Genomic DNA, 18,131 nt, shown 5'->3' with positions numbered 1-18,131 from the left:
TGTTCTTAGTCATCTTGCTTGGTAAAGAATCCTTTCAACGCAGCGAGTCTTGGATCGATCACTGTGTTGTCGCAACTGCAGGTGCCTTCGTTCAAGTTCTGTCCGCATTTCTGACAAAGACCAAGACAGTCTGCCTTGCACAATACCGAATCCGGTAAGTGCAGTACGAAATTTTCTTCCACATACGGGATAAGATCCACAATCTCATCTTTGATGTAAATGAGTTCCTCATCTTCATCTTCCGGAAGAATTGGCTGCTTAAGCCACTTGAAGGTCTCAGCGAAAGGAATGTTCAGCTTACTCTTGACCTCCGTGAGACAACGTGAACATAACATGTCCACTTCTCCGCTCAGTGTTCCCACCACGTTCACACTATCGTTTCCCGCGGGCAGCGCTTTAAGGTCTACTGAGAGTGGTGCAACAGCAAGTATATCCTTGCGCCCTGTGACAACACCACTGACATCCACCATTTCGTGGAGAACCAGAGGCTCGTCGGCATTCGCTAATTTGCGAAAGTGAATGTTCATTACTATCACTCCAAACAAACAAAATTTATTATACCTATTATTCCCTGACTTTGTCAACCACTTTCCCTTTATATTGTTTCAGGTGGCGTGACAATTTATGATATACAATATAGATTCCAGAATGGGGCGTGAAGCAACTGTGGCAACTGTAGGTATTATAGCCGAATATAACCCTTTACATAACGGGCATGTCCATCATTTCACCGAGGCCAAAAGAATATCGGGAGCGGACCGCTCGGTTATCATTATGAGCGGACCGTTCACCCAGCGCGGCGAGCCGGCGGCGGTCAGCAAGCGCGCCCGTACCGAGATGGCGCTGCATATGGGCGCCGATCTGGTCATTGAGCTGCCGGTGGCGTACGCCGTCCAACCGGCCGAATGGTTCGCCTTCGGAGCGGTATCCCTGCTGGAGGCGACCGGCGTCGTCGACAGCCTGTGCTTCGGTTCCGAAGCGGGCACGCTGGGCGTGCTGCTGCCTCTGGCCGGCTTCCTGGCCGAGGAGAGCAGCACGCTTAAGGAGGAGATCCGCGCGCGCCTCTCCGGGGGCGCGGGATTCCCCGCCGCCTACAGCGCTGCTGCGGCGGCGGCCTGGAAGGGGACTCCCGAGTGGAACGGGAACCCTGAAGAAGCCGAGGCGCTGCTGCGGCAGCCCAACAATAGCCTCGGCCTTCACTACCTGATCGCGCTGCGGCGGCTCGGCAGCGCGATCAGGCCCTTGACCGTGCCGCGTACCGGCGCGGGCTTCCACGACCCGCTGGAAGGCGGGTCGGCCATTGCCAGTGCAACAGCCATCCGCAGGCTGCTGCTGGAGGGCGGATCACCGGCGGCTTACATGCCGGAGTACAGCCAGGCCATCCTGGAGCGGGAGCTTGCAGCGGGCCGGGGCCCGGTGCAGCTCGAAGACTTCAGCAGGCTGCTGCGCCATGTGCTCTCCACGCGCTCCGCTGCGGAGCTGCACACGGTGCAGGACATGAACGAGGGCCTGGAGAACCGGCTGCTCCGCATCCTGCCCCAGCTGGACAAGTTCACAGTCAGCAAACTGCTTCAGGAGCTTAAGAGCAGACGGTATACCCTTACCAGGCTCCAGCGTCTGCTGCTCCACACCCTGCTGAACCACAGCAAAGCTGAGATGTCCCGCTCCGTTCTCGCCCAGGGACCGGGCTATATCCGGGTCCTCGGCTTCCGCGACAGCGGCCGGGAGCTGCTGAAGCAGATGAAGCAGAAGGCCGCGCTTCCGGTGATTACAAGCCCTGCCCGCTATACCCATCCCATGCTGGAGCGGGACCTTCAGGCGGCCGCTGTATTCGCCGGGACATTTGCCGACCCGCTGCGCAGCGATCTGTACAGCGATTATCTCCAGCCGCCGGTCAGGATCTAACGACCGGCAGCTCCTCCATGTATTTGAGGGCATCGGATAGCGTGGAGACAGGAATCAGCTTCATATTCGTGCCGATTTGATCCGCTTTGGCTTTGGCCTCGTCATAGTTCTTGAGCGGAACGAAAAAGATCTCCGCACCCTTGCGGTCGGCCGCTACAATCTTATGCTTCACACCGCCGATCGGCCCCACATTACCCTCTGCATCTATCGTCCCCGTGCCTGCAACCTTGCGGCCTTTGGTCAGATCTCCCGGCGTAAGCCGGTTATAGATTTCCATGGTGAACATCAGTCCGGCAGAGGGACCGCCTACGTTGGTATCCACGAAACTGACGGCTTTTCCTTCCTCTTTTGGCTCCACCTTTTGAACGGCACCAATGACCACTCCGAAGCCCGGCCGGGCAGCCGCAGCCTCTTTATCCTTGACCCCGACCAGCTTGACCTGCTCCTTAAGCTCTTTGCCGTCACGCTGGAGCAATACCTCCACCGTATCACCGATTTGATGAACGGACAGCAGTTTGGACAGAGCGGCCGGATCGGCTGCCCGTTGCCCGCCTACACTGATGATTTTGTCCCCCGGCTTGAACCTGTCTTGATTGGCCGCCTCAGGGACGGAGAACACATACAGATAATCCACGACATCCTCATAGGGGACACCAGCAGCATGATAAGCTGCCTGCACGGCATAGGACTGCGAACTATTCATATAGAATACCTGCTCCGCCGCGTATTCCTGCTCCGTCTTATCTTGAAGACGGGTTTCTTTCAATACCACCTCGGAATTGGAATTGAACACGGACGCGATGAGAAGTGCCACATTCGCATAGCTTGCAGAGACCGTAGTCATCATGAAGGTTCCCTGCTCCTGCGGATCGGCATTCTCCACCCTGATCATCGGTGCCACCTCGGAGGCGCTACCCGGCTGATACACAATGTAAGGAGTGTTCATAAAGACCACAACATAGAGAACGACTATGAATGAAAATAAATAGGCTGAAGCGCGGAGGCCTACCCGGCGTTTATATTGCCTCAAGTCTCTTCCCCTTCTTTCCTGCGGCATGATGGTTGTCTCCCCTGCATAAATTGATAACAAGATCTGTCCATGTCCTAAGCTATGAAGAGGGGATAACTCTAATGATAAAGTTTAGATTCAGACGCTTCCTGTCGGGTTCAGCTCCATTTATACCCGGGGTTACAGCCATTCTGCTCGCTATAGCCATTGTCGTGGCACCCGAATCCTCATTCCAGGCTTCACTTACGGGCCTGACGCTCTGGTGGACCCTGGTCTTCCCGGCGCTGCTGCCATTCCTTATTCTGTCAGAGATGCTGAGCGCATCAGGCTTCGTGCACGGTATCGGCGTCCTGCTTGAGCCGCTGATGAAGCGGTGCTTCCGGCTTCCGGGCGCGGGCGGCTGGACGCTTGTGCTCGGCCTCACCGCCGGCTTCCCGGCGGGAGCCGGAGGCGTGATGCAGCTGCATAAGCAGGGGGAACTTACGGACAAGGAGGCCGGGCGGCTGGCGGCTATCGTCCATTATGCCAGTCCGGTCACACTGCTTATAGTCGTCGGAACAGCGTTCCTGCATAGTCCAGCCGCAGGGTATGCCCTGCTGGCCATCCACTGGCTGTCAGGCTTAGCCGCAGGTATGCTGTCCGCCAGCTTAAGCGGCCGCCGCAAGACAACTTCAACGATTCCGCCGCAAGCAAGCGGCCCCGGACTTACCGGCAGCCGCCCCCATACCAAAAAAGCATCCTGGCCCAAGCGTATCCATCAGGCAGCAGCAGATGCCCGTTCAAAGGATGGACGGGGCTTCGGCAAGGTGCTCGGCGAATCCGTATCCGCCGCCGTACAGAATCTGATGATTGTAGGCGGCTATATGATCATGTTCGCAGTTGTCGTAAATATTGTTACCAGACTGTTCCCGGGGTTGCCGGCTCTGGTTACAGCAAGCATGCTCGAGATTCATCTCGGTGCCCGGTCCATGACATCAGCAGGAACAGGTCTTGAAGGCTTCGTCATAAGCGGCCTGCTTGGCCCCGCACTGCTGTCCGCCGGACTGGCCTGGAGCGGTATTTGCGCCCAGCTTCAGGCACAGACTGTACTGAAGGCAGCGAATGTCCGCTTCCTCCCGTTCACCGCAGTCAGGCTGCTGCATGGACTATTTGCCTTTGCGTTCACGCTCCTGCTGTGGAGACCGCTTCTCCACATTCAATCTGCGGTGCTGCCGGTTATTGCCGGTTCCGCCCCGGTAGCTCTGCCGCAGGACACGGGTCTTGCGCTGAGAATCTGGACGCTGATCCCGCAGATCCTGGGACTTCAGGCCCTGCTTATTATGCTGCTGCTGGTCCTGTCCGCTGCCGTGAAGCTGCTTACTTCGAACCGCCGTCCATCCGGCTGAACTTAAGCTTCATGGCCTGCTCCACTTCAGGGGTTACAAAATCCGAGACCTTCCCGCCGAAGTGGGCAATCTCCTTCACCACACTGGAGCTAAGATAGGAGTATCTCGGATTGGTCATCATAAATATGGTTTCCGCTTCAGGGTCAAGATTATGATTAATGGATGCGTTCTGCAGCTCATACTCAAAATCCGTAACTGTCCGGATTCCCCGGACAATGACCTGGGCGTCCTTTTGCCTCACATAGTTAACAAGGAGGTCACGGAAGCTGTCCACCTCAACATTCGGAATATCCGCTGTCGCCTGGCGCAGAAGTTCTGTCCGTTCCTCAACAGAGAACAACGGGTTCTTGCTTAGATTGTTCAGCACCGCCACAATCAGCCTGTCGAACTGTTTGGCGGCCCGGTGGATAATATCCATATGTCCCAGCGTAACCGGATCGAAGGTTCCCGGATAGATGGCGACACGCTCTTTTCTAATTTGCAGACTCATCATTAACCTCCTTGCCGCTTGCGGCAGCCTCTGGAACAGCAGCTTCATACCGGTAGATAGAGATCGTAACCTCTCCATAGACGGATTGCTTCGTTCTCACGAACCCGGGTATATCCTCCGGATAGGCATATCCCGACTCATGCTCCAGCACGATCACTGCATCATGGTTCAGCAGCCGCTTGTCCGCCAGCGCAACCATCAGTTCGTCTCCATGCTTCAACCGGTAAGGCGGATCCAGGAAAACAAGATCAAACGCTCTCCCCCGCTTCTCCAGTGCCCCAAGCGCTCTTCCCGCATCGTTGCGGTAAACCTCAGCCTGCGCCTCCAGCCGGGCTGCCTTCAGATTGGCGCGAACCGTGTCAATCGCCTTCTGCTCCATATCCACAAATACAGCGGCTTCCATCCCTCTGCTCAGGGCTTCGATCCCCAGGCCTCCGGTACCGGCATACAGATCAAGCACTGTACCCCCTTCAAAATAAGGCCCGATCATACTGAATAACGCTTCCTTTACTTTATCGGTAGTAGGCCGTGTGCCATTGCCTGGAACACTTTTAAGCGGCCTGCCTTTTGCACTTCCCGATATGACTCTCACCGATCATCCACCTGCTTTTTAGCTTTTATGTCTCTACATTACTATGCCGCTACAGGGCATAAGTCCAAGCCTATAGTACCACAATTATTCCATGAAATAAAAAGATTGTCCGAGTTTGTCACAATGCGTACCTGAAGAATATTGGCAAGCAAATGTATAAAACTCCCTCATCCGGGTCATCCTATAATTATCGACATCACAAAATGTCGTAGACAACCGCGGAGCAGGCTTACGTTTCCCCATAAGCTCTTCGTCCGGTTTCTCCTCTCCCATGAAAGAGGCTCCCGAAAGGGAGCCTCGATTTTTGTTATTTGGTTATTTTAAAAAATCCGACGCCCTGTGGGCATCGGATCGACTCTGCTTATATAATCCGCTTCAGCTTGGCTTCCTGCTCAATGGAGCGCGCAGAGAGAAGTTCGATTATTCTGTGCTGATTCTCCAGAAGAGACTCCACGTTGATGAGCCGCTCGTTTGTTTCCAGCACAGCACGTTTAATTTGTTCCTGATCTTGTTTCATGTTCTGCTGCTCTGTCTCTATTCGATCCAAACGCTCGTTGACGGTGACTAATTCCTCCTTAACTGAGGACACGTCATCCTTAACTGAGGACAGGTCATCCTTAACCGAGGACACGTCATCCTTAACCGAGGACAAGTCATCCTTAACTGAGGACACGTCATCCTTAATGGAAACTAACTCTTCCCGAATAACGGACCGCAATAATTGTTCCAGATCATTATCCATGTGCTCCGCTCCTTTAAAGCTTAATATTTAGATTGTACCAGAATCAAATGTATTATTCTACTTCATTTCTGCTTGTCATTTGACCTTATCGATCTTGAACACAAACTTCCAGGAGGCTGTATTTCCGGAATACCGCCCGCGGTTTTCGACTACTTTCACTGTCAGCGATTTGTTCTGGGTATCCTTAAGGGTGGAGACTTTAATTGAGGCGTTGGCCGAGCCTTCATCGGGGATCTTATCTTGTTCCTGCGCTTCAGCACGAAGCTTGATGGTTCCTGTTGAACTGACATATCTATTAGTCGCATTAGCGAATAAATTCAATCCGTCCGGACAAGGTTACATATATATATAGTATATGGATATCAGATAGATTCAGGAGGAACCGCTATGAAGAAGCCCTTGTATAAAAAGATGTCGTCCCTTGCCCTAGCGATCGTATTCGGCGGTGCCATCGGACTGACCGCAGGCTGCAGCGCTCCAGCTAATCAAGCCGCCCCAACCCCCACCGTAGCAGCGCAGCCGACAGCAGCCCCGCCCACCCCCGCGCCGGTCGCCGAACCGTCTGCCGGGAACGGGTCGATTAACTGGGAATCCGCTATCCAACAAATTGCGCAAACCGATACGGAGGCCACGCAAAAGGCAGATGCAGCGGAGGTTCTGGCGAAATCTTATACTCCGTCGGCTGTGGAACTTAAGGATTTTGAATCGCAGATTGTGGAGGAGTATACCGCCGGGAATTATCTCGCTCATAGCGAGGACGCCGGGTACATGCTGACGAACCTGTTCAAGGCGACAGTCGTTGAGCGTAATCACCCTGACGGTGAAGCTATGAAGAAGTTCGCTTTTGACTTCTATCAGAACACCAAGTATGTCTTCCGCGGCTCTGAAGCTGTGGATAGCGAAGCAGTACAGTCGAATGAAGCGCAGATGGACAAGGCGTTGTCTGAGCTCACAACCAAATAAAGAATGAATTCCATTCTTTTCATGGCGGATAATGAGGTGCAGTGCAAAAAAATAGCCCGGCCACTTTCAGTGCCGGGTAATGACATCTATTTTTCCGATCAAATTCTGCCGGACTCCTTCAACAAAATAAAATCAAGACCGCGCCGGGTCATTTTGATTTCAGTGGCCCTGACTGTCACCATACCGTTGCCTGACCTGGAGATCTTAACGTTCTCCACCATCCGGCTGTCTATAAGCTCCTCCATAATGTCGGCGAAGGCTCCGGCTTCCAGTTCCATAACCTCCTGATTGACCGGCTGATCCGCTTCAATCCGTTTGAGGATCGCATATATCTTTTCCTTCTCTTCCATCCTGCACCTCTTTCTTACCAGCACTGATTGCCCTGAAGACAATGACTTCTATTATCGCACATCCTTTCGGGGCAAGGCGAATTTAAATTCACCTCCAGGCAGCAGGGCTTGTCCATCGCAATAGCTGCAAAAGACGCAGTCCCGGGTTACCGGGACCGCGCTGCCTGATGTATTCTCTTAGTAGAAGCAGGCACTCAGAATAATAACGAGCAGGATATAAAGAACCAGAATCGCACCTGTCGATGTCCAAGGACTTACCGCACAGTTATTAACGCCGCCTACATTACCACCGTATCCGCAATCTGCACCCATGAGATTACCTCCTTCTTAATGATGACTACAGAACAGCATATGAGCCAGTTGCCTCATCAGATTGGGCGAAACGGACATAATTTGGGGCGTATGTACAAGGGCTTCCTGCCCGCCCGAACATGTGAGCGGAGCAGGAAGCCCCATATCTTCACCAGATTAATCTGACACCAGTATTCCATCAAAGCTCTCAGGACCTACCCGAACCGTACCGAGAAGGTTGGAGCTGATAAATGCAGTATACGTTAACTGCGGTGTAATGGTCGGAAGAAAATCATCGGCCGAGAAAGCGATAACCTGTGGTGCCAGTACACTAAGGCTGAACGTGGATGTGGCAGAATATACCACCGGGTCCGAAGACAACGTTCCCCGAACGATGGTGATAGTGACACCTACCAGTGCCAGCGGAAGCTGCACCGATACCGTTCCTTTTAGCATGACTCTTGGGTTTGCGCCTACCCCTGCAGTGATCAGACCAATTTGACCGAAGAGCTGCGGAGTATTAATTACTAGAATTGGAATCGCAATAGAATTGGCAGTACTCGCGTTCTGCGAGGTTCTTCCATCAACATAAGTTCCCATTTGAAGCACCTCCTTTCTTCATATTTAGTATATTTCGAGATTCTATCAATCGCTTGGATCAATCACCAATGCTTAACCCCCATATTTAGTAGCTTCCTTCCCTGGAGATTCTATTCGCCTAACCTTCTTTCGTAGTTCCGCTCCGCTTATTGAACGCCAGCTCGAACAGTCCCGTTGCCGACAATCCGGCCAGACCTCCGGCCCAGAGACGAAGAATAAGATTCATATCTGTAAAAGGGTAAGCGATAGCTCCAACCAACAGGCCTATGGCCAGCCCCACCGCAGGAACTACGTTGCGCGGAAGGTTCACACTGTTCTTCACCAGCTGCACCAGCGCCATCACGAACACGGCCAATACCGATGCAAATGCGAGTACATCGTTGAGCGCATCGTAGTACATATCCGCTACACCTCCTTACCGGTAACCAGCAGGCCTGCACAGTTCAGCACAGTCAGCATCCGGTAGAAATCATAGCTGCCGCCCGATGGCGTATCCAGCAGCCCGGCTGCTGCCGCTGCTTGTACCGCAGGCCGGGCCCAGTCAGGCACTTCCATTACTGCCCGGCTCTCGATGACAGCCAGCCGCTCCGCTACCGATTGAATAGACTGGCCTTGCTCCTGAACTCCGGCCTTCAACGTATCTCTGCTGACAGACAGTCCTGCCAGCAGCTCCTTCAGCTCCCGCAGCTCTGTTTCCAGCCTTGCAATTCTTTGTTTGTCTTCCGCCGACATCTCCTCATCCTCCTTCACTTCATCATATTGAGTTAAGTTATATGAATTCATAATCCGAATCAGCTTGGCAGCATAGTCCGGATCGGTTGCATAACCTGCAGCAGCCATCTCCCGGGCAGCCGTCTTGCCGTCCACGCCGATTGCCTTACTGTAGAGTTGGCGGTTCCAGGAGACTCCTTCCGTAATGAGTGCCGAATGATCCGCCACCGATTCTCCCCAGTTATGATAGGACCGGAACGGCGCAGAGATCTGCACAGCTTGGCCGTTCCTGTATTCCGTAGTCTTGAACGGCATACTGCCCGCAGGACCGCTGCCCTTGATCCCAAACAGATTGTTAGCCTTAACGGTCAGGCTGCTGGTTCCCCAGCCGGATTCCAGCGCAGCTTGGGCAATCGTCAGCGAAGCCGGGATACGGCTGCGCTGCATATCGGCTACCGCGAAGGAGACCATTTTGGAGATGAATTCAGATTCCGTCATTGAATCACTTCCTTTCCTACTATATTAAATGCGTTTTCAGCTGCGGATGCCTGTGCTTATCCCTGTTATGATGTATATGGAAACCTGTAGAATCCAGTACGGCAATCTAATATTTTGACTATAATTATCGTCTTTTTGTATATTATAATTTACATTATGACAATATTAATATACAATTCATAACAGGAGGTGTAGCACTTGAACGAACTGAATAATCGTGTCAGGGAATACAGAGCCCGGGACAGGTTGTCCCAGAGCGAGCTTGCCCAGCGAATCGGGGCTTCCCGGCAGACCATTGCCCTTATAGAACGCGGAGACTATTCACCTTCCGTAGTGCTGGCACTCAAGATCGCAGAGGTGTTTGCGGTAACCGTAGAGTCGGTATTCTGGATTAACAAAGAGAAGGAGAGTGGACAGGATGAATGAGGCGAAGAAGAGAGCGAATATGCGCGGGCTTATATTACTGCTTGGAAGTATGACTACCGGAGGATGTATCGGGTATGTGTTTGCTTCCGGTGCGGTTGTTGTACCTGAGAATTTCAGCTTGAATCCTTCTATTTATTATGAGTATGATATCATGTTCGGCTGTATAGCCCTGCTCTCCCTGCTGCTGGCCGTTCTTACTGTACTGGGCCTGGTTCAGACCCGCCGGATGAAGGATGAACCGAAGAGTGACGGAGAGATTCATAATCTTAAAGAAAAGGCGCTTAGCAGAGTTATGCAGTTCAGCTATTACACTATGATTATTACACTATTATGGCTGGTCATGAGCTTTGCACACGCACTTGGTCCCGGCGGCAAGGAGTCTGAGGATGCCCCCTTCATGATGACCAATATGATCACAGCTCTGGTGTTCATGCTGTTTTCTTTTTACTTACTGAACCGCTCGTTTACGCTGTACAACAATAATTATCCGGACCGCCAGCTGGATCTCAGTCTGGGCAATTCACAGAATGCACAGCGGGAGCTGTTCGCCAAAATGGATGAAGGCGAGCGCTGGATTGTATACCGCTCCTCCTATTCCAGCTACAAAGCAACTACGGTTTGTCTGGTCATGGGGATGCTGTTCTTCGCCCTGTACTCCCTCTTATTCGGCTTTGCCCCAATGCCGATCATTGTGCTTGCGCTTATACTCCTTATTCAGCAAACTGTGTATTATCGCGAAGTCCTTAAATACAGCTGACCCGCTGTAGGTTACCTTGTGTATCCTATATACAAAGAAGCGCCGGAGCATCTGCCCCGGCGCTTCTTTGTATGGTCCTGTATGTCTCTCCGGCTAAAATACGCTAAGGATAATGATCAGCAAAATAAACAGCACCAGTATGGTGGCCGTTGACGTTCTCAGACCGCCATAACCTCTTACATGTTCTCCCACTTGCAGGACCTCCCTTCTGTACGCACATGCCCAGCTCCGCTTCCCTTACATCATATGCCTGTAGTCCCAAAAAAACTGGGCGAACGCACAATATGGGATTAATATGTAAAAAAAGTATTGTTAAATCTTCCATCCTGGCTTAAACTAGTAATAATTAACTATATCGGAGGGACTATTTTACTATGCCTTCATATTATTTCAAAGAAATCTGGACCCCGCTGAGCTGGATAGGCATGAAATTATTCCGGGATGACGAGGGATTTCTGTGGATCAAATGGTGGTCTAAACCACGCAAGCGGTTACGCCAAATGTAGTGAGAACACGCAAAACAACCTTTTATCCGGCATAAGAGGGGCTTCCCCGTCACGCTGATAAAAGGTTGTTTGAGGTTTCTATGTGCAAATAATCCCTGATGCTAGGAAGCCGCCTCGAAGGTAATCCGGTTCTTCCCGCTCCGCTTGGAGATATACAAGGCTTCGTCTGCGAGCCGCATGGTCAGGGTCGTATCGCCGCAATCCGGTGTCCATACAGCCGCCCCTACGCTGCAGCCTACCCGAAGCTCCTCGCCTTTGATCAGAATCGGCTGGTTGATCTTACTGATAATCCGCGAAGCCACCACCTCCGCTTCCTTCATCGGCTTGCCAGCCGAGGTATTCAGAATAATCACGAATTCATCCCCGCCCAGCCGGGCAACAATCTCATTGTCCCGCGTGCAATCCATCAGCCGGAAGGCTACCTCCTGCAGCAGGGCATCTCCAACCGCATGGCCGAAGCTGTCATTCACTTTTTTGAAGCCGTCCAGATCCATGTACAAAAAGCTTAACGTCGTCCGCTTCTGCTTGGCCTTACTGACCGCATGAGCCAGAAACTCATCCAGCGCTGCGCGGTTGGGCAGGCCGGTAAGCTTATCATGCAGCGCCATATCCGACATATAGCTCAGCTTGGTCTCTGTCTTGGTCAGGTTATTGACCAGGCTCCGCAGGGAGGCCGACAGGATTGCCACATCCTTGAACCGGGTAGAGGTGGGAATCTCTACATCGGCACCGGAGCTAAGCAGGTCGGCTGTGCGGGTGATGTTCCGCAGCGGTAGGCTGATCCAACCGGCCAGCAGCCAGCCGATCAGCGCGAAGACCGCTGCGGTCAGCAAACCGCTGATCAATATGAAGTGTTCCAGCTGACGGACCGAGGCAAAAGCGATGTCCGCCGGCTGACGGATAATCACCGTCCAGCCGAGGCCCGGGTAGTTCATGTAACCGTCCCCGTACGCGTATCCGGTTAAATAGGAGTCACGGCCCCGCTCCCGTTCAATCACATATGAGCTCTTGCCGCTGCGGGCCTGCTGCAGCACCCCGGCTGTCATTCTTTTGCCGGTGAGCGCTTCAGGTCCCAGCAGAATGGTATCATCCTTCCTGCTGACCACGAACACCTCCACCCCCTTAAGCCGTTCCTTGAGCGGGTTCACAATGGAGGCCTCGACTTCGCGTGACCACTCCCAGCTAAGATGCGCCGCCAGTACGCCGCTTGTCCGGCCCTGCTTGTCCATGACCGGCACACTCACATCGACAAATTGCAGGGCTTCCCCCGTAGGAGCAGGCAGCAGCTTGGAGAGCAGTACTGCATCGTGGACATCCCCGATGAAGGTTCCCTTAAGCGCCTGCTGGAAGACCGGCCTCTGGCTGATATTTGTCCCCTGTAGAATCTGATCCGTAGAAGCAATCACATTCCCTGTCTTATCCAAAAAGCCCACCCAGGTGAATACCGGCAGACTCTTCTTCAGCTGATCCAGCAGACCCCCGGCTTCTGCCGGTTCCACCGGCTCTTGAAAAGCACTCAGCTTACTCAAAACTTCTATTTCACCGGAACGTGACCACATGAAATGATCCAGCTTCTCGGACATTTGGTTGGCCTCTGCGGCCAGGGAACTGCCGATACCGACCTCTACGGAAGCGGTGGCCCGGTTGCCGATCACATAGCTGAGCATGGCCGTGAGCAGAATAATAATGACTGCAAAGGCTGTTGAAAATAAGGTGCGAAGACTTAATGACATGTACACTCTCCTCTTCCGATGACCTTGTTCATGCTTCCGACCACTGAAGATATCCTGCGGCAACATGTCGAAAAGGGTCGATATTTCTTTATCGGAAAAGTCCGGCAGAAATATAATACAGCTTCTGCACACGGCTGTTTTTTCTTATATTATGCTATAAGCACTATCCATATAGCCCTTGTGCGTTAACCCACCTTCGCTCCCAAGGAGCGAGCCAGCAGCACAGCCTGTTCCACATCCAGACGTACCCCTTTGAGCTCCAGGCTCTTCAGTTCAATCCCTTCCAGCTTGGCGTCTCGCAGGTCCGCCCCTGCAAGCTTACACTGGGCAAGCTGGACCCGGCTTAGATCAGCCCCCCGCAGATCCGCCTTTTGCAAATCGCAGCCCTGCATATCTGCCTCTGTAAACCGGATGCCGCGCAAATCCTGCCTGCTGAGATTCAGATGGCGCAGATTCGTATAGGCCCAGTCCCCTCCGCTCAGTGTAATTCCGTCCATATAGGCATTGGCGAAATCCGATCCCACCATCTTGCAGTTCTCGAACTTCGCCACGAACAGATTCGCTCCGGTGAACTTGCAGTTGGTGAACGCGCCGTCCGTATGCAGCGAAGCATTCAGCAGGGCACCGGTGAAATCACAATCCACAAACCGGCAGCCGCTGGAGGTCATCTCTTCCATGGAAGCTCCCCGGAAGGTGCAGCGTTCAAAGGTACAGCCGTTTATTTCTCCATCCTGCAGCGCCGCGTAATCAAAATTATGCTCTTGAAACGTTTCATTATGATACTGATACATGGTCTAAGCACCTCTTTGTCTGGGTATTCGAGCAAAGGTATGGTATAACAGATACTATATTATTCTTTAAATATACTACTTTAGGAGATTGTCCAAGTGTGGCCGTTTCGATATAATAGCAAATAAAATCGCGGAGGTAAATGATGGATGACTCCAGCAGAAAAGAACCATTCCGTTATGTAATGAACCAGCCCATCGATTGCTGGCTTGAAATTCCCGCCGGTAATTCAGGGCCGGGAGCGGGAAAATTGACTGAAGGTATCCTGCTTGACCTTAGCCGTTCCGGCTGCAAGGTCCGTACCTCGCTGAACCTCCGCTTCACCGCAGGGGATACGAAGCTGATTATTCATTTTCAGCTGGCGGAAGAGAAGCTTCAGTATGAAGGCAGTGTCCGCTGGGGCTGGATGTTCGGCCTTGGGCAATACCAGTATGGGGTACGGCTGGACCTGCAGGAAGACGAGGAAGAACAGCTGCTGCGGGAGCTGGACATCTGGACAAGCGGAAGAAGCGCGCAAGGTTTGTAGCCCGTCCGCGCTCTGATTATGCACACCAACGCAAGCAAGGCTGATTAGGTGCCTTGCTTGCGTGACATATGAATGAACGGTTCACTCCCCCTCTACGACACTTCCCGTTATACCTCGATTCTTCGCTTCACCAGCACGACCATTCCGTAGATCATCATGCAGACAACCGCCACTTCAAACAGCAGCGCCCCTTGATTGATTGGAGAATATTTTATAGTGTAATCACTGCCGGACTGGAGTCTTCCAGGGTAGATCTCGAAGCTAAAGGCATTCTCCAAACTGATGAAATAGGTGTTGAAGAAAAACTTCTCCAGATAACCGAATCCGTTCTCCAGCAGGACCAGAAGGGCGATGCCAATCCAGATTCTCCCATTCATGTGCAGACTCAAGGCTACTGTAAAGGAGAACATAACCATCACCATTAGAAATAAGGTGGACCAGACCGCTTGAAACAATGCCCTGAAGCCAACCGTCTGCAGATTTCCAGGCAGGAAATCCATCGTGTACAGCAGCTTGTAGATCCCCAGATGGGCCAGACCGAGGAGGATCACTACCCCGGTCAGGAGCAGCGCCAGCAGCATGGGAGACAAGACCGTCTGCAGCGCAGTGACCGGCAGAAGCCGCCGCTGGTAAGATTTAAGATTACGGAAATAACCGGTGACGACTATAAATATCAGTGCTATGGCCAGCACGCAGTAACCGGCCAGATTCAGTGACGCCAAGTCCGCATCTACTTGTGCACTGGAGATCCACAGTCCGGCCTGAGCGATCAACGCGATGACGATGAAGACGAGAATGCGCTGCATTCTGCGTTTAAGATCATATTTTAATAGCTTCAGCATTCGGCAAACACCTCTCTGAACAGCTCATCTACACTCTTCCCGTGCTCTTGTCTAAGCTCCTCCACCGGACGATGCAGCACAATCTCCCCATCCTTCAGGAAAATCACCGCATCAAAGATCCGTTCGATATCCGTCACCAGATGGGTGGAGAGCAGGATGCTGCTGTCCTCCTCATAGAACTCCATCAGCGCATTCAGAATCTTGGTCCGGGCCACCGGATCAACGCCGCCAATCGGCTCATCCAGCAAATATAATCTGGCCTTCCGGGAGAGTGCCAACGTCAGCTGCAGGCGTTCGTTCATCCCTTTGGATAACGTCCGTACCTTATCCTCTGTACGCAGCTTCATGAAATCAAGCATCCGCATAGCCTTGGCCTGATCGAAATCCCGGTAGAAATCCTGCTGAAATCTCAGCGCATCTCCAATACTCATCCATGACTCCGTGACCGGCACATCCGGCATGAAGGAGACGAGCTGCTTGCTCTCCACGCCCACGGGTACCCCGAGGACTGAAATCCGTCCCGAGCCCGGCCAAGCGAGTCCGGCGATCAGCTTCATGAGCGTGCTTTTGCCGCTGCCGTTGCTTCCCAGAAGCCCGGTGATGGTGCCGCTGCCCAGCTTGAAGGAGACCTGCTTCAGCGCTTGTCTGGGGCCGAATTGTTTGCTTACCTTCTGAACGTCAAGTATATCACCCACTCTTCTTACTCCCCCTGTTCTTTGTCCCGCTGATGAATGTTCTCTGCTACTGCAGCCAGAATATCTTCCCCCTGGAAGCCGAGCTCCTGCATCCCCCGGATAAACCGCTCCAGCACCCCCTGGGCCATCTCCTTCTTGACGGTCAGAATCGTCTCTTCGCTTCCGGTCACATATCTGCCCATGCCGCGGCGGGTCTCCACGATGGTCTCACGCTCCAGTTCCTGAAAGGTTCTTTGTACGGTATTCGGGTTAATCTGCAGTTCGGCGGCCAATTCACGGACAGAGGGAATCTTGTCTCCGGGCTTCAGCTTGCCGGTGACGATCTCTCCCTTGATGTAGTTCATGATCTGCAGATAAATCGGCTGGTTATTATCGAATTCGATCACCATCAAGCAACATCCCTGCGTCTGAAGACGGCGAAGCCTGCGAACAGGAACAGCGTCATGTAGATGCACAGCAGGATAATGGAGAAGCCGAGCGTCATTCCCTGCATCGGCGCTCCACCCTCCTGATAGGCTGCTAGATTAAGGTTAGGGAACAGCACATATTTGTAGAACTCGCGGGAGATAACCAGCTTGTCGATGGTTGTTGCGAAGATGGTTGCCCCGATCGTTACACCCGTTGATTTCGTCAGAATCCCCAGCATGAACCCAATCGTGGCATACACTATGCAATACACGGTTGAATACAGCAGCGAAGTCAGGATCGCGATTATTCCCGCCTCCCCTCCCCTGAGTCCGAAGAAGACCGTGCCTGAGATGAACAATGCCGCTGCTGCAACCACTTGCATGCTCAGTGTATACAGCAGCACCGTTACATATTTGGAGGCCAGGATCGCTGTGCGGCTGCGGGCGCGGATCAGCAGAAATTTGATCGTCCCCTGGCTGTATTCCCTGGATACTATGCCCGCTGTTCCGACAATCACCAGAATGGCCAGAAGTTGGCCAATACCTTGCGGCTGCAGGGAATCAGCCGTAAAGTCTGCCGCTGAAGCATAGATATCTGCGGCAAATGTACGCGTTATATAGCCCACGGCCAGAGCGAGCACCAGCAGGATGACATAAGGAACAACATAGCTGCGTTTCTTGGTGATTTTGAGCCATTCATTCAGCACGAGCAGATTAAATTTACGCAATGCGGTTGCCCCCTGTCCATTTCAGGAAATCCTCTTCCAGACTTTGTCTGTGCTCTGTGATCCGGTATACTCCGACCTTGGCCTCACTGAGCGCCGCCACAAGCCCCGGCACGGCTTCATCCGGCAGCTGCACATGCAGCTCGGAATGGGTCTCACCGGTTCCTGTGACCTTGACTCCCGGCAACGCTCCGGCCACTGTACGCGCAGCTTCAAGCTTATCTACCCGGATCGCAAGCGCTACCTCACTCCGCGCCTCCGGCGCTTCCGTAAGCTGTGTAACCGTTACAAGCTTGCCATTCTGAATGACAACTGCGCGGTGGCAGATCTGTTCAATCTCGGCCAGCATGTGACTGGAGATTAGAATGGCTATGCCCTCCACCTCGGCGATCCTGCGCATATAGTCGCGCATCTCCCGGATGCCCGCGGGGTCGAGCCCGTTGGTCGGCTCATCCAGAATGAGCAGCTTCGGCGAGTGCAGCAAGGCCTGAGCGATTCCCAGACGCTGGCGCATGCCGAGTGAATACGCCCCCACCTTTTTGTTCATCGCCTCCTGCAGTCCAACCAGTTCCACGACTTCCTCAATCCGCGATGCTCCGGCTCCGTCGCTCATACGCAGATATTGCAGCAGGTTATCATACCCGGTCATATGCGGATAGAACTCGGGATTCTCGATTATCGCCCCGATCTGTGAGATGGCCTGCTTGAAATTCTGCCGGATGCTGTGCCCATGGATCAGAACATCCCCTCCGCTCATGCGGATCAGTCCGGTCATCATCCGGATGGTGGTCGTTTTGCCGGCGCCGTTCGGTCCGAGCAGCCCGACAATCTCACCCTTTTGGATCTTGAAGCTTAGATTATCTACAATTGCCTTCCCTTTGATTACTTTACTGACGCCCTGCATTTCCAGAACGGTATGTTCTTGCGCCGGGCCTGACGGCCCCTGGGCATGGTGAGCGGTTGAATTCATGACAGCCTCCTTGTGCAGATAGGTATGGGTGGGGCGGGAATTCTAATTTTTAATACTGTGTTGGTGTGTTAGTTAAATAGTACACTAGGCATTTGAGTTTGTAAAGGAGGTTTGTGAAAAATTTCCTGAGTCGTTTGTAAATAGGCTATTCGTTAGGGAGTTCTGACCATACCTGTCTCATTCACAATACATAGAATAGTATTGCAGCCGGCAGTATTG

At 52.8% G+C, this 18,131-nt stretch carries 25 protein-coding genes; 6 read left to right on the top strand and 19 right to left on the bottom strand.

Annotation, left to right across the window (positions count from 1 at the left end):
• Positions 1–5: 5 nt before the first annotated feature.
• The gene (locus MHH28_RS04670) at positions 6–527 is read right to left on the bottom strand and encodes a YceD family protein (protein ID WP_405112443.1); all 522 of its coding nucleotides are present in this window, start codon (positions 525–527) and stop codon (positions 6–8) included.
• Between the two features lie 139 nt (positions 528–666).
• Between MHH28_RS04670 and MHH28_RS04665 the strand changes: the two genes are divergently transcribed.
• Entirely contained in the window at positions 667–1,905 is a 1,239-nt protein-coding gene (locus MHH28_RS04665) for a nucleotidyltransferase (protein ID WP_405116850.1), read from the top strand.
• Here MHH28_RS04665 and MHH28_RS04660 read toward each other — a convergent pair.
• Positions 1,895–2,935 (bottom strand): SepM family pheromone-processing serine protease, encoded by a 1,041-nt coding sequence (locus tag MHH28_RS04660; protein ID WP_405112440.1) that lies wholly within the window; start codon positions 2,933–2,935, stop codon positions 1,895–1,897. The genes MHH28_RS04665 and MHH28_RS04660 overlap by 11 nt on opposite strands.
• A 101-nt stretch (positions 2,936–3,036) precedes the next feature.
• On the opposite strand from MHH28_RS04660, the gene MHH28_RS04655 reads away from it, so the two are divergent.
• Positions 3,037–4,299: a nucleoside recognition domain-containing protein gene (locus MHH28_RS04655; protein ID WP_405112437.1), complete on the top strand. Its 1,263-nt coding sequence runs from the start codon at positions 3,037–3,039 to the stop codon at positions 4,297–4,299.
• Here the strand turns inward: MHH28_RS04655 and coaD are convergent.
• The 4 genes from coaD to MHH28_RS04635 form a co-directional block, all read right to left on the bottom strand.
• Entirely contained in the window at positions 4,271–4,789 is a 519-nt protein-coding gene (gene coaD, locus MHH28_RS04650) for a pantetheine-phosphate adenylyltransferase (protein ID WP_339256363.1), read from the bottom strand. The genes MHH28_RS04655 and coaD overlap by 29 nt on opposite strands.
• Positions 4,773–5,381, bottom strand: coding sequence for a 16S rRNA (guanine(966)-N(2))-methyltransferase RsmD (gene rsmD / locus MHH28_RS04645; protein ID WP_405112433.1), 609 nt, complete (start codon positions 5,379–5,381; stop codon positions 4,773–4,775). Before rsmD ends, coaD begins: the two co-directional genes overlap by 17 nt.
• A 361-nt stretch (positions 5,382–5,742) precedes the next feature.
• A complete protein-coding gene (locus tag MHH28_RS04640) occupies positions 5,743–6,123 on the bottom strand; it encodes a hypothetical protein (RefSeq protein WP_405112430.1) in 381 nt (126 codons plus the stop codon).
• A 75-nt stretch (positions 6,124–6,198) separates the two neighbouring features.
• A complete protein-coding gene (locus MHH28_RS04635; protein ID WP_405112427.1) occupies positions 6,199–6,444 on the bottom strand; it encodes a hypothetical protein in 246 nt (81 codons plus the stop codon).
• A gap of 66 nt (positions 6,445–6,510) precedes the next feature.
• Here MHH28_RS04635 and MHH28_RS04630 point away from each other — a divergent pair, with 66 nt between their 5' ends.
• Positions 6,511–7,086 carry a hypothetical protein gene (locus MHH28_RS04630; protein ID WP_405112424.1) on the top strand — a complete coding sequence of 192 codons (576 nt, stop codon included), beginning with the start codon at positions 6,511–6,513 and terminating at the stop codon, positions 7,084–7,086.
• Positions 7,087–7,184: 98 nt separating this feature from the next.
• Here MHH28_RS04630 and MHH28_RS04625 read toward each other — a convergent pair whose 3' ends face one another.
• From MHH28_RS04625 to MHH28_RS04605, 5 genes are all read right to left on the bottom strand, one after another.
• Positions 7,185–7,436 (bottom strand): YjcQ family protein, encoded by a 252-nt coding sequence (locus MHH28_RS04625; RefSeq protein ID WP_405112421.1) that lies wholly within the window; start codon positions 7,434–7,436, stop codon positions 7,185–7,187.
• A 177-nt stretch (positions 7,437–7,613) separates the two neighbouring features.
• Positions 7,614–7,748 carry a YjcZ family sporulation protein gene (locus MHH28_RS04620; protein WP_405112418.1) on the bottom strand — a complete coding sequence of 45 codons (135 nt, stop codon included), beginning with the start codon at positions 7,746–7,748 and terminating at the stop codon, positions 7,614–7,616.
• Between the two features lie 156 nt (positions 7,749–7,904).
• Entirely contained in the window at positions 7,905–8,327 is a 423-nt protein-coding gene (locus MHH28_RS04615; RefSeq protein ID WP_405112416.1) for a hypothetical protein, read from the bottom strand.
• A 118-nt stretch (positions 8,328–8,445) separates the two neighbouring features.
• Positions 8,446–8,727 (bottom strand): holin, encoded by a 282-nt coding sequence (locus tag MHH28_RS04610; RefSeq protein ID WP_405112413.1) that lies wholly within the window; start codon positions 8,725–8,727, stop codon positions 8,446–8,448.
• Positions 8,728–8,732: 5 nt separating this feature from the next.
• A complete protein-coding gene (locus MHH28_RS04605; protein ID WP_405112410.1) occupies positions 8,733–9,536 on the bottom strand; it encodes a glucosaminidase domain-containing protein in 804 nt (267 codons plus the stop codon).
• Between the two features lie 198 nt (positions 9,537–9,734).
• Here MHH28_RS04605 and MHH28_RS04600 point away from each other — a divergent pair, with 198 nt between their 5' ends.
• Together MHH28_RS04600 and MHH28_RS04595 are read left to right on the top strand one after the other, a co-directional pair.
• Positions 9,735–9,962, top strand: coding sequence for a helix-turn-helix transcriptional regulator (locus tag MHH28_RS04600; RefSeq protein ID WP_405112407.1), 228 nt, complete (start codon positions 9,735–9,737; stop codon positions 9,960–9,962).
• The gene (locus MHH28_RS04595; RefSeq protein ID WP_405112404.1) at positions 9,955–10,719 is read left to right on the top strand and encodes a DUF3169 family protein; all 765 of its coding nucleotides are present in this window, start codon (positions 9,955–9,957) and stop codon (positions 10,717–10,719) included. Before MHH28_RS04600 ends, MHH28_RS04595 begins: the two co-directional genes overlap by 8 nt.
• Before the next feature lie 93 nt (positions 10,720–10,812).
• On the opposite strand, the gene MHH28_RS04590 is transcribed toward MHH28_RS04595, so the two are convergent.
• From MHH28_RS04590 to MHH28_RS04580, 3 genes are all read right to left on the bottom strand, one after another.
• The gene (locus MHH28_RS04590; protein WP_405112401.1) at positions 10,813–10,911 is read right to left on the bottom strand and encodes a YjcZ family sporulation protein; all 99 of its coding nucleotides are present in this window, start codon (positions 10,909–10,911) and stop codon (positions 10,813–10,815) included.
• A 415-nt stretch (positions 10,912–11,326) separates the two neighbouring features.
• The gene (locus tag MHH28_RS04585; protein WP_405112398.1) at positions 11,327–12,958 is read right to left on the bottom strand and encodes a diguanylate cyclase domain-containing protein; all 1,632 of its coding nucleotides are present in this window, start codon (positions 12,956–12,958) and stop codon (positions 11,327–11,329) included.
• Between the two features lie 185 nt (positions 12,959–13,143).
• The gene (locus MHH28_RS04580) at positions 13,144–13,749 is read right to left on the bottom strand and encodes a pentapeptide repeat-containing protein (RefSeq protein ID WP_405112395.1); all 606 of its coding nucleotides are present in this window, start codon (positions 13,747–13,749) and stop codon (positions 13,144–13,146) included.
• A 248-nt stretch (positions 13,750–13,997) separates the two neighbouring features.
• Between MHH28_RS04580 and MHH28_RS04575 the strand changes: the two genes are divergently transcribed.
• Positions 13,998–14,273 carry a PilZ domain-containing protein gene (locus tag MHH28_RS04575; protein WP_405112392.1) on the top strand — a complete coding sequence of 92 codons (276 nt, stop codon included), beginning with the start codon at positions 13,998–14,000 and terminating at the stop codon, positions 14,271–14,273.
• Between the two features lie 107 nt (positions 14,274–14,380).
• Here MHH28_RS04575 and MHH28_RS04570 read toward each other — a convergent pair whose 3' ends face one another.
• Genes MHH28_RS04570 through MHH28_RS04550 form a run of 5 tightly spaced genes read right to left on the bottom strand, consistent with a single transcriptional unit; the run spans position 14,381 to position 17,912 of the window.
• Complete coding sequence (locus tag MHH28_RS04570; protein WP_405112389.1) at positions 14,381–15,115, bottom strand: hypothetical protein; 735 nt, start codon at positions 15,113–15,115, stop codon at positions 14,381–14,383.
• The gene (locus MHH28_RS04565) at positions 15,109–15,810 is read right to left on the bottom strand and encodes an ABC transporter ATP-binding protein (protein ID WP_405112386.1); all 702 of its coding nucleotides are present in this window, start codon (positions 15,808–15,810) and stop codon (positions 15,109–15,111) included. Before MHH28_RS04565 ends, MHH28_RS04570 begins: the two co-directional genes overlap by 7 nt.
• 5 nt (positions 15,811–15,815) lie before the next feature.
• The gene (locus MHH28_RS04560; protein ID WP_405112383.1) at positions 15,816–16,199 is read right to left on the bottom strand and encodes a GntR family transcriptional regulator; all 384 of its coding nucleotides are present in this window, start codon (positions 16,197–16,199) and stop codon (positions 15,816–15,818) included.
• Positions 16,199–16,945 carry an ABC transporter permease gene (locus MHH28_RS04555; RefSeq protein ID WP_405112380.1) on the bottom strand — a complete coding sequence of 249 codons (747 nt, stop codon included), beginning with the start codon at positions 16,943–16,945 and terminating at the stop codon, positions 16,199–16,201. The genes MHH28_RS04560 and MHH28_RS04555 overlap by 1 nt, the downstream gene beginning before the upstream one ends.
• On the bottom strand, positions 16,938–17,912 hold the full coding sequence (locus tag MHH28_RS04550) for an ABC transporter ATP-binding protein (protein ID WP_405112377.1): 975 nt from the start codon (positions 17,910–17,912) through the stop codon (positions 16,938–16,940). The genes MHH28_RS04555 and MHH28_RS04550 overlap by 8 nt, the downstream gene beginning before the upstream one ends.
• Positions 17,913–18,131: the final 219 nt, after the last annotated feature.

It is taken from the genome of Paenibacillus sp. FSL K6-1217, from assembly GCF_045040735.1.
Lineage (GTDB): Bacteria > Bacillota > Bacilli > Paenibacillales > Paenibacillaceae > Paenibacillus_AQ.
Note: the sequence above shows the minus strand (reverse complement) of the source record. Positions and strands in the feature narration are given on the sequence as shown.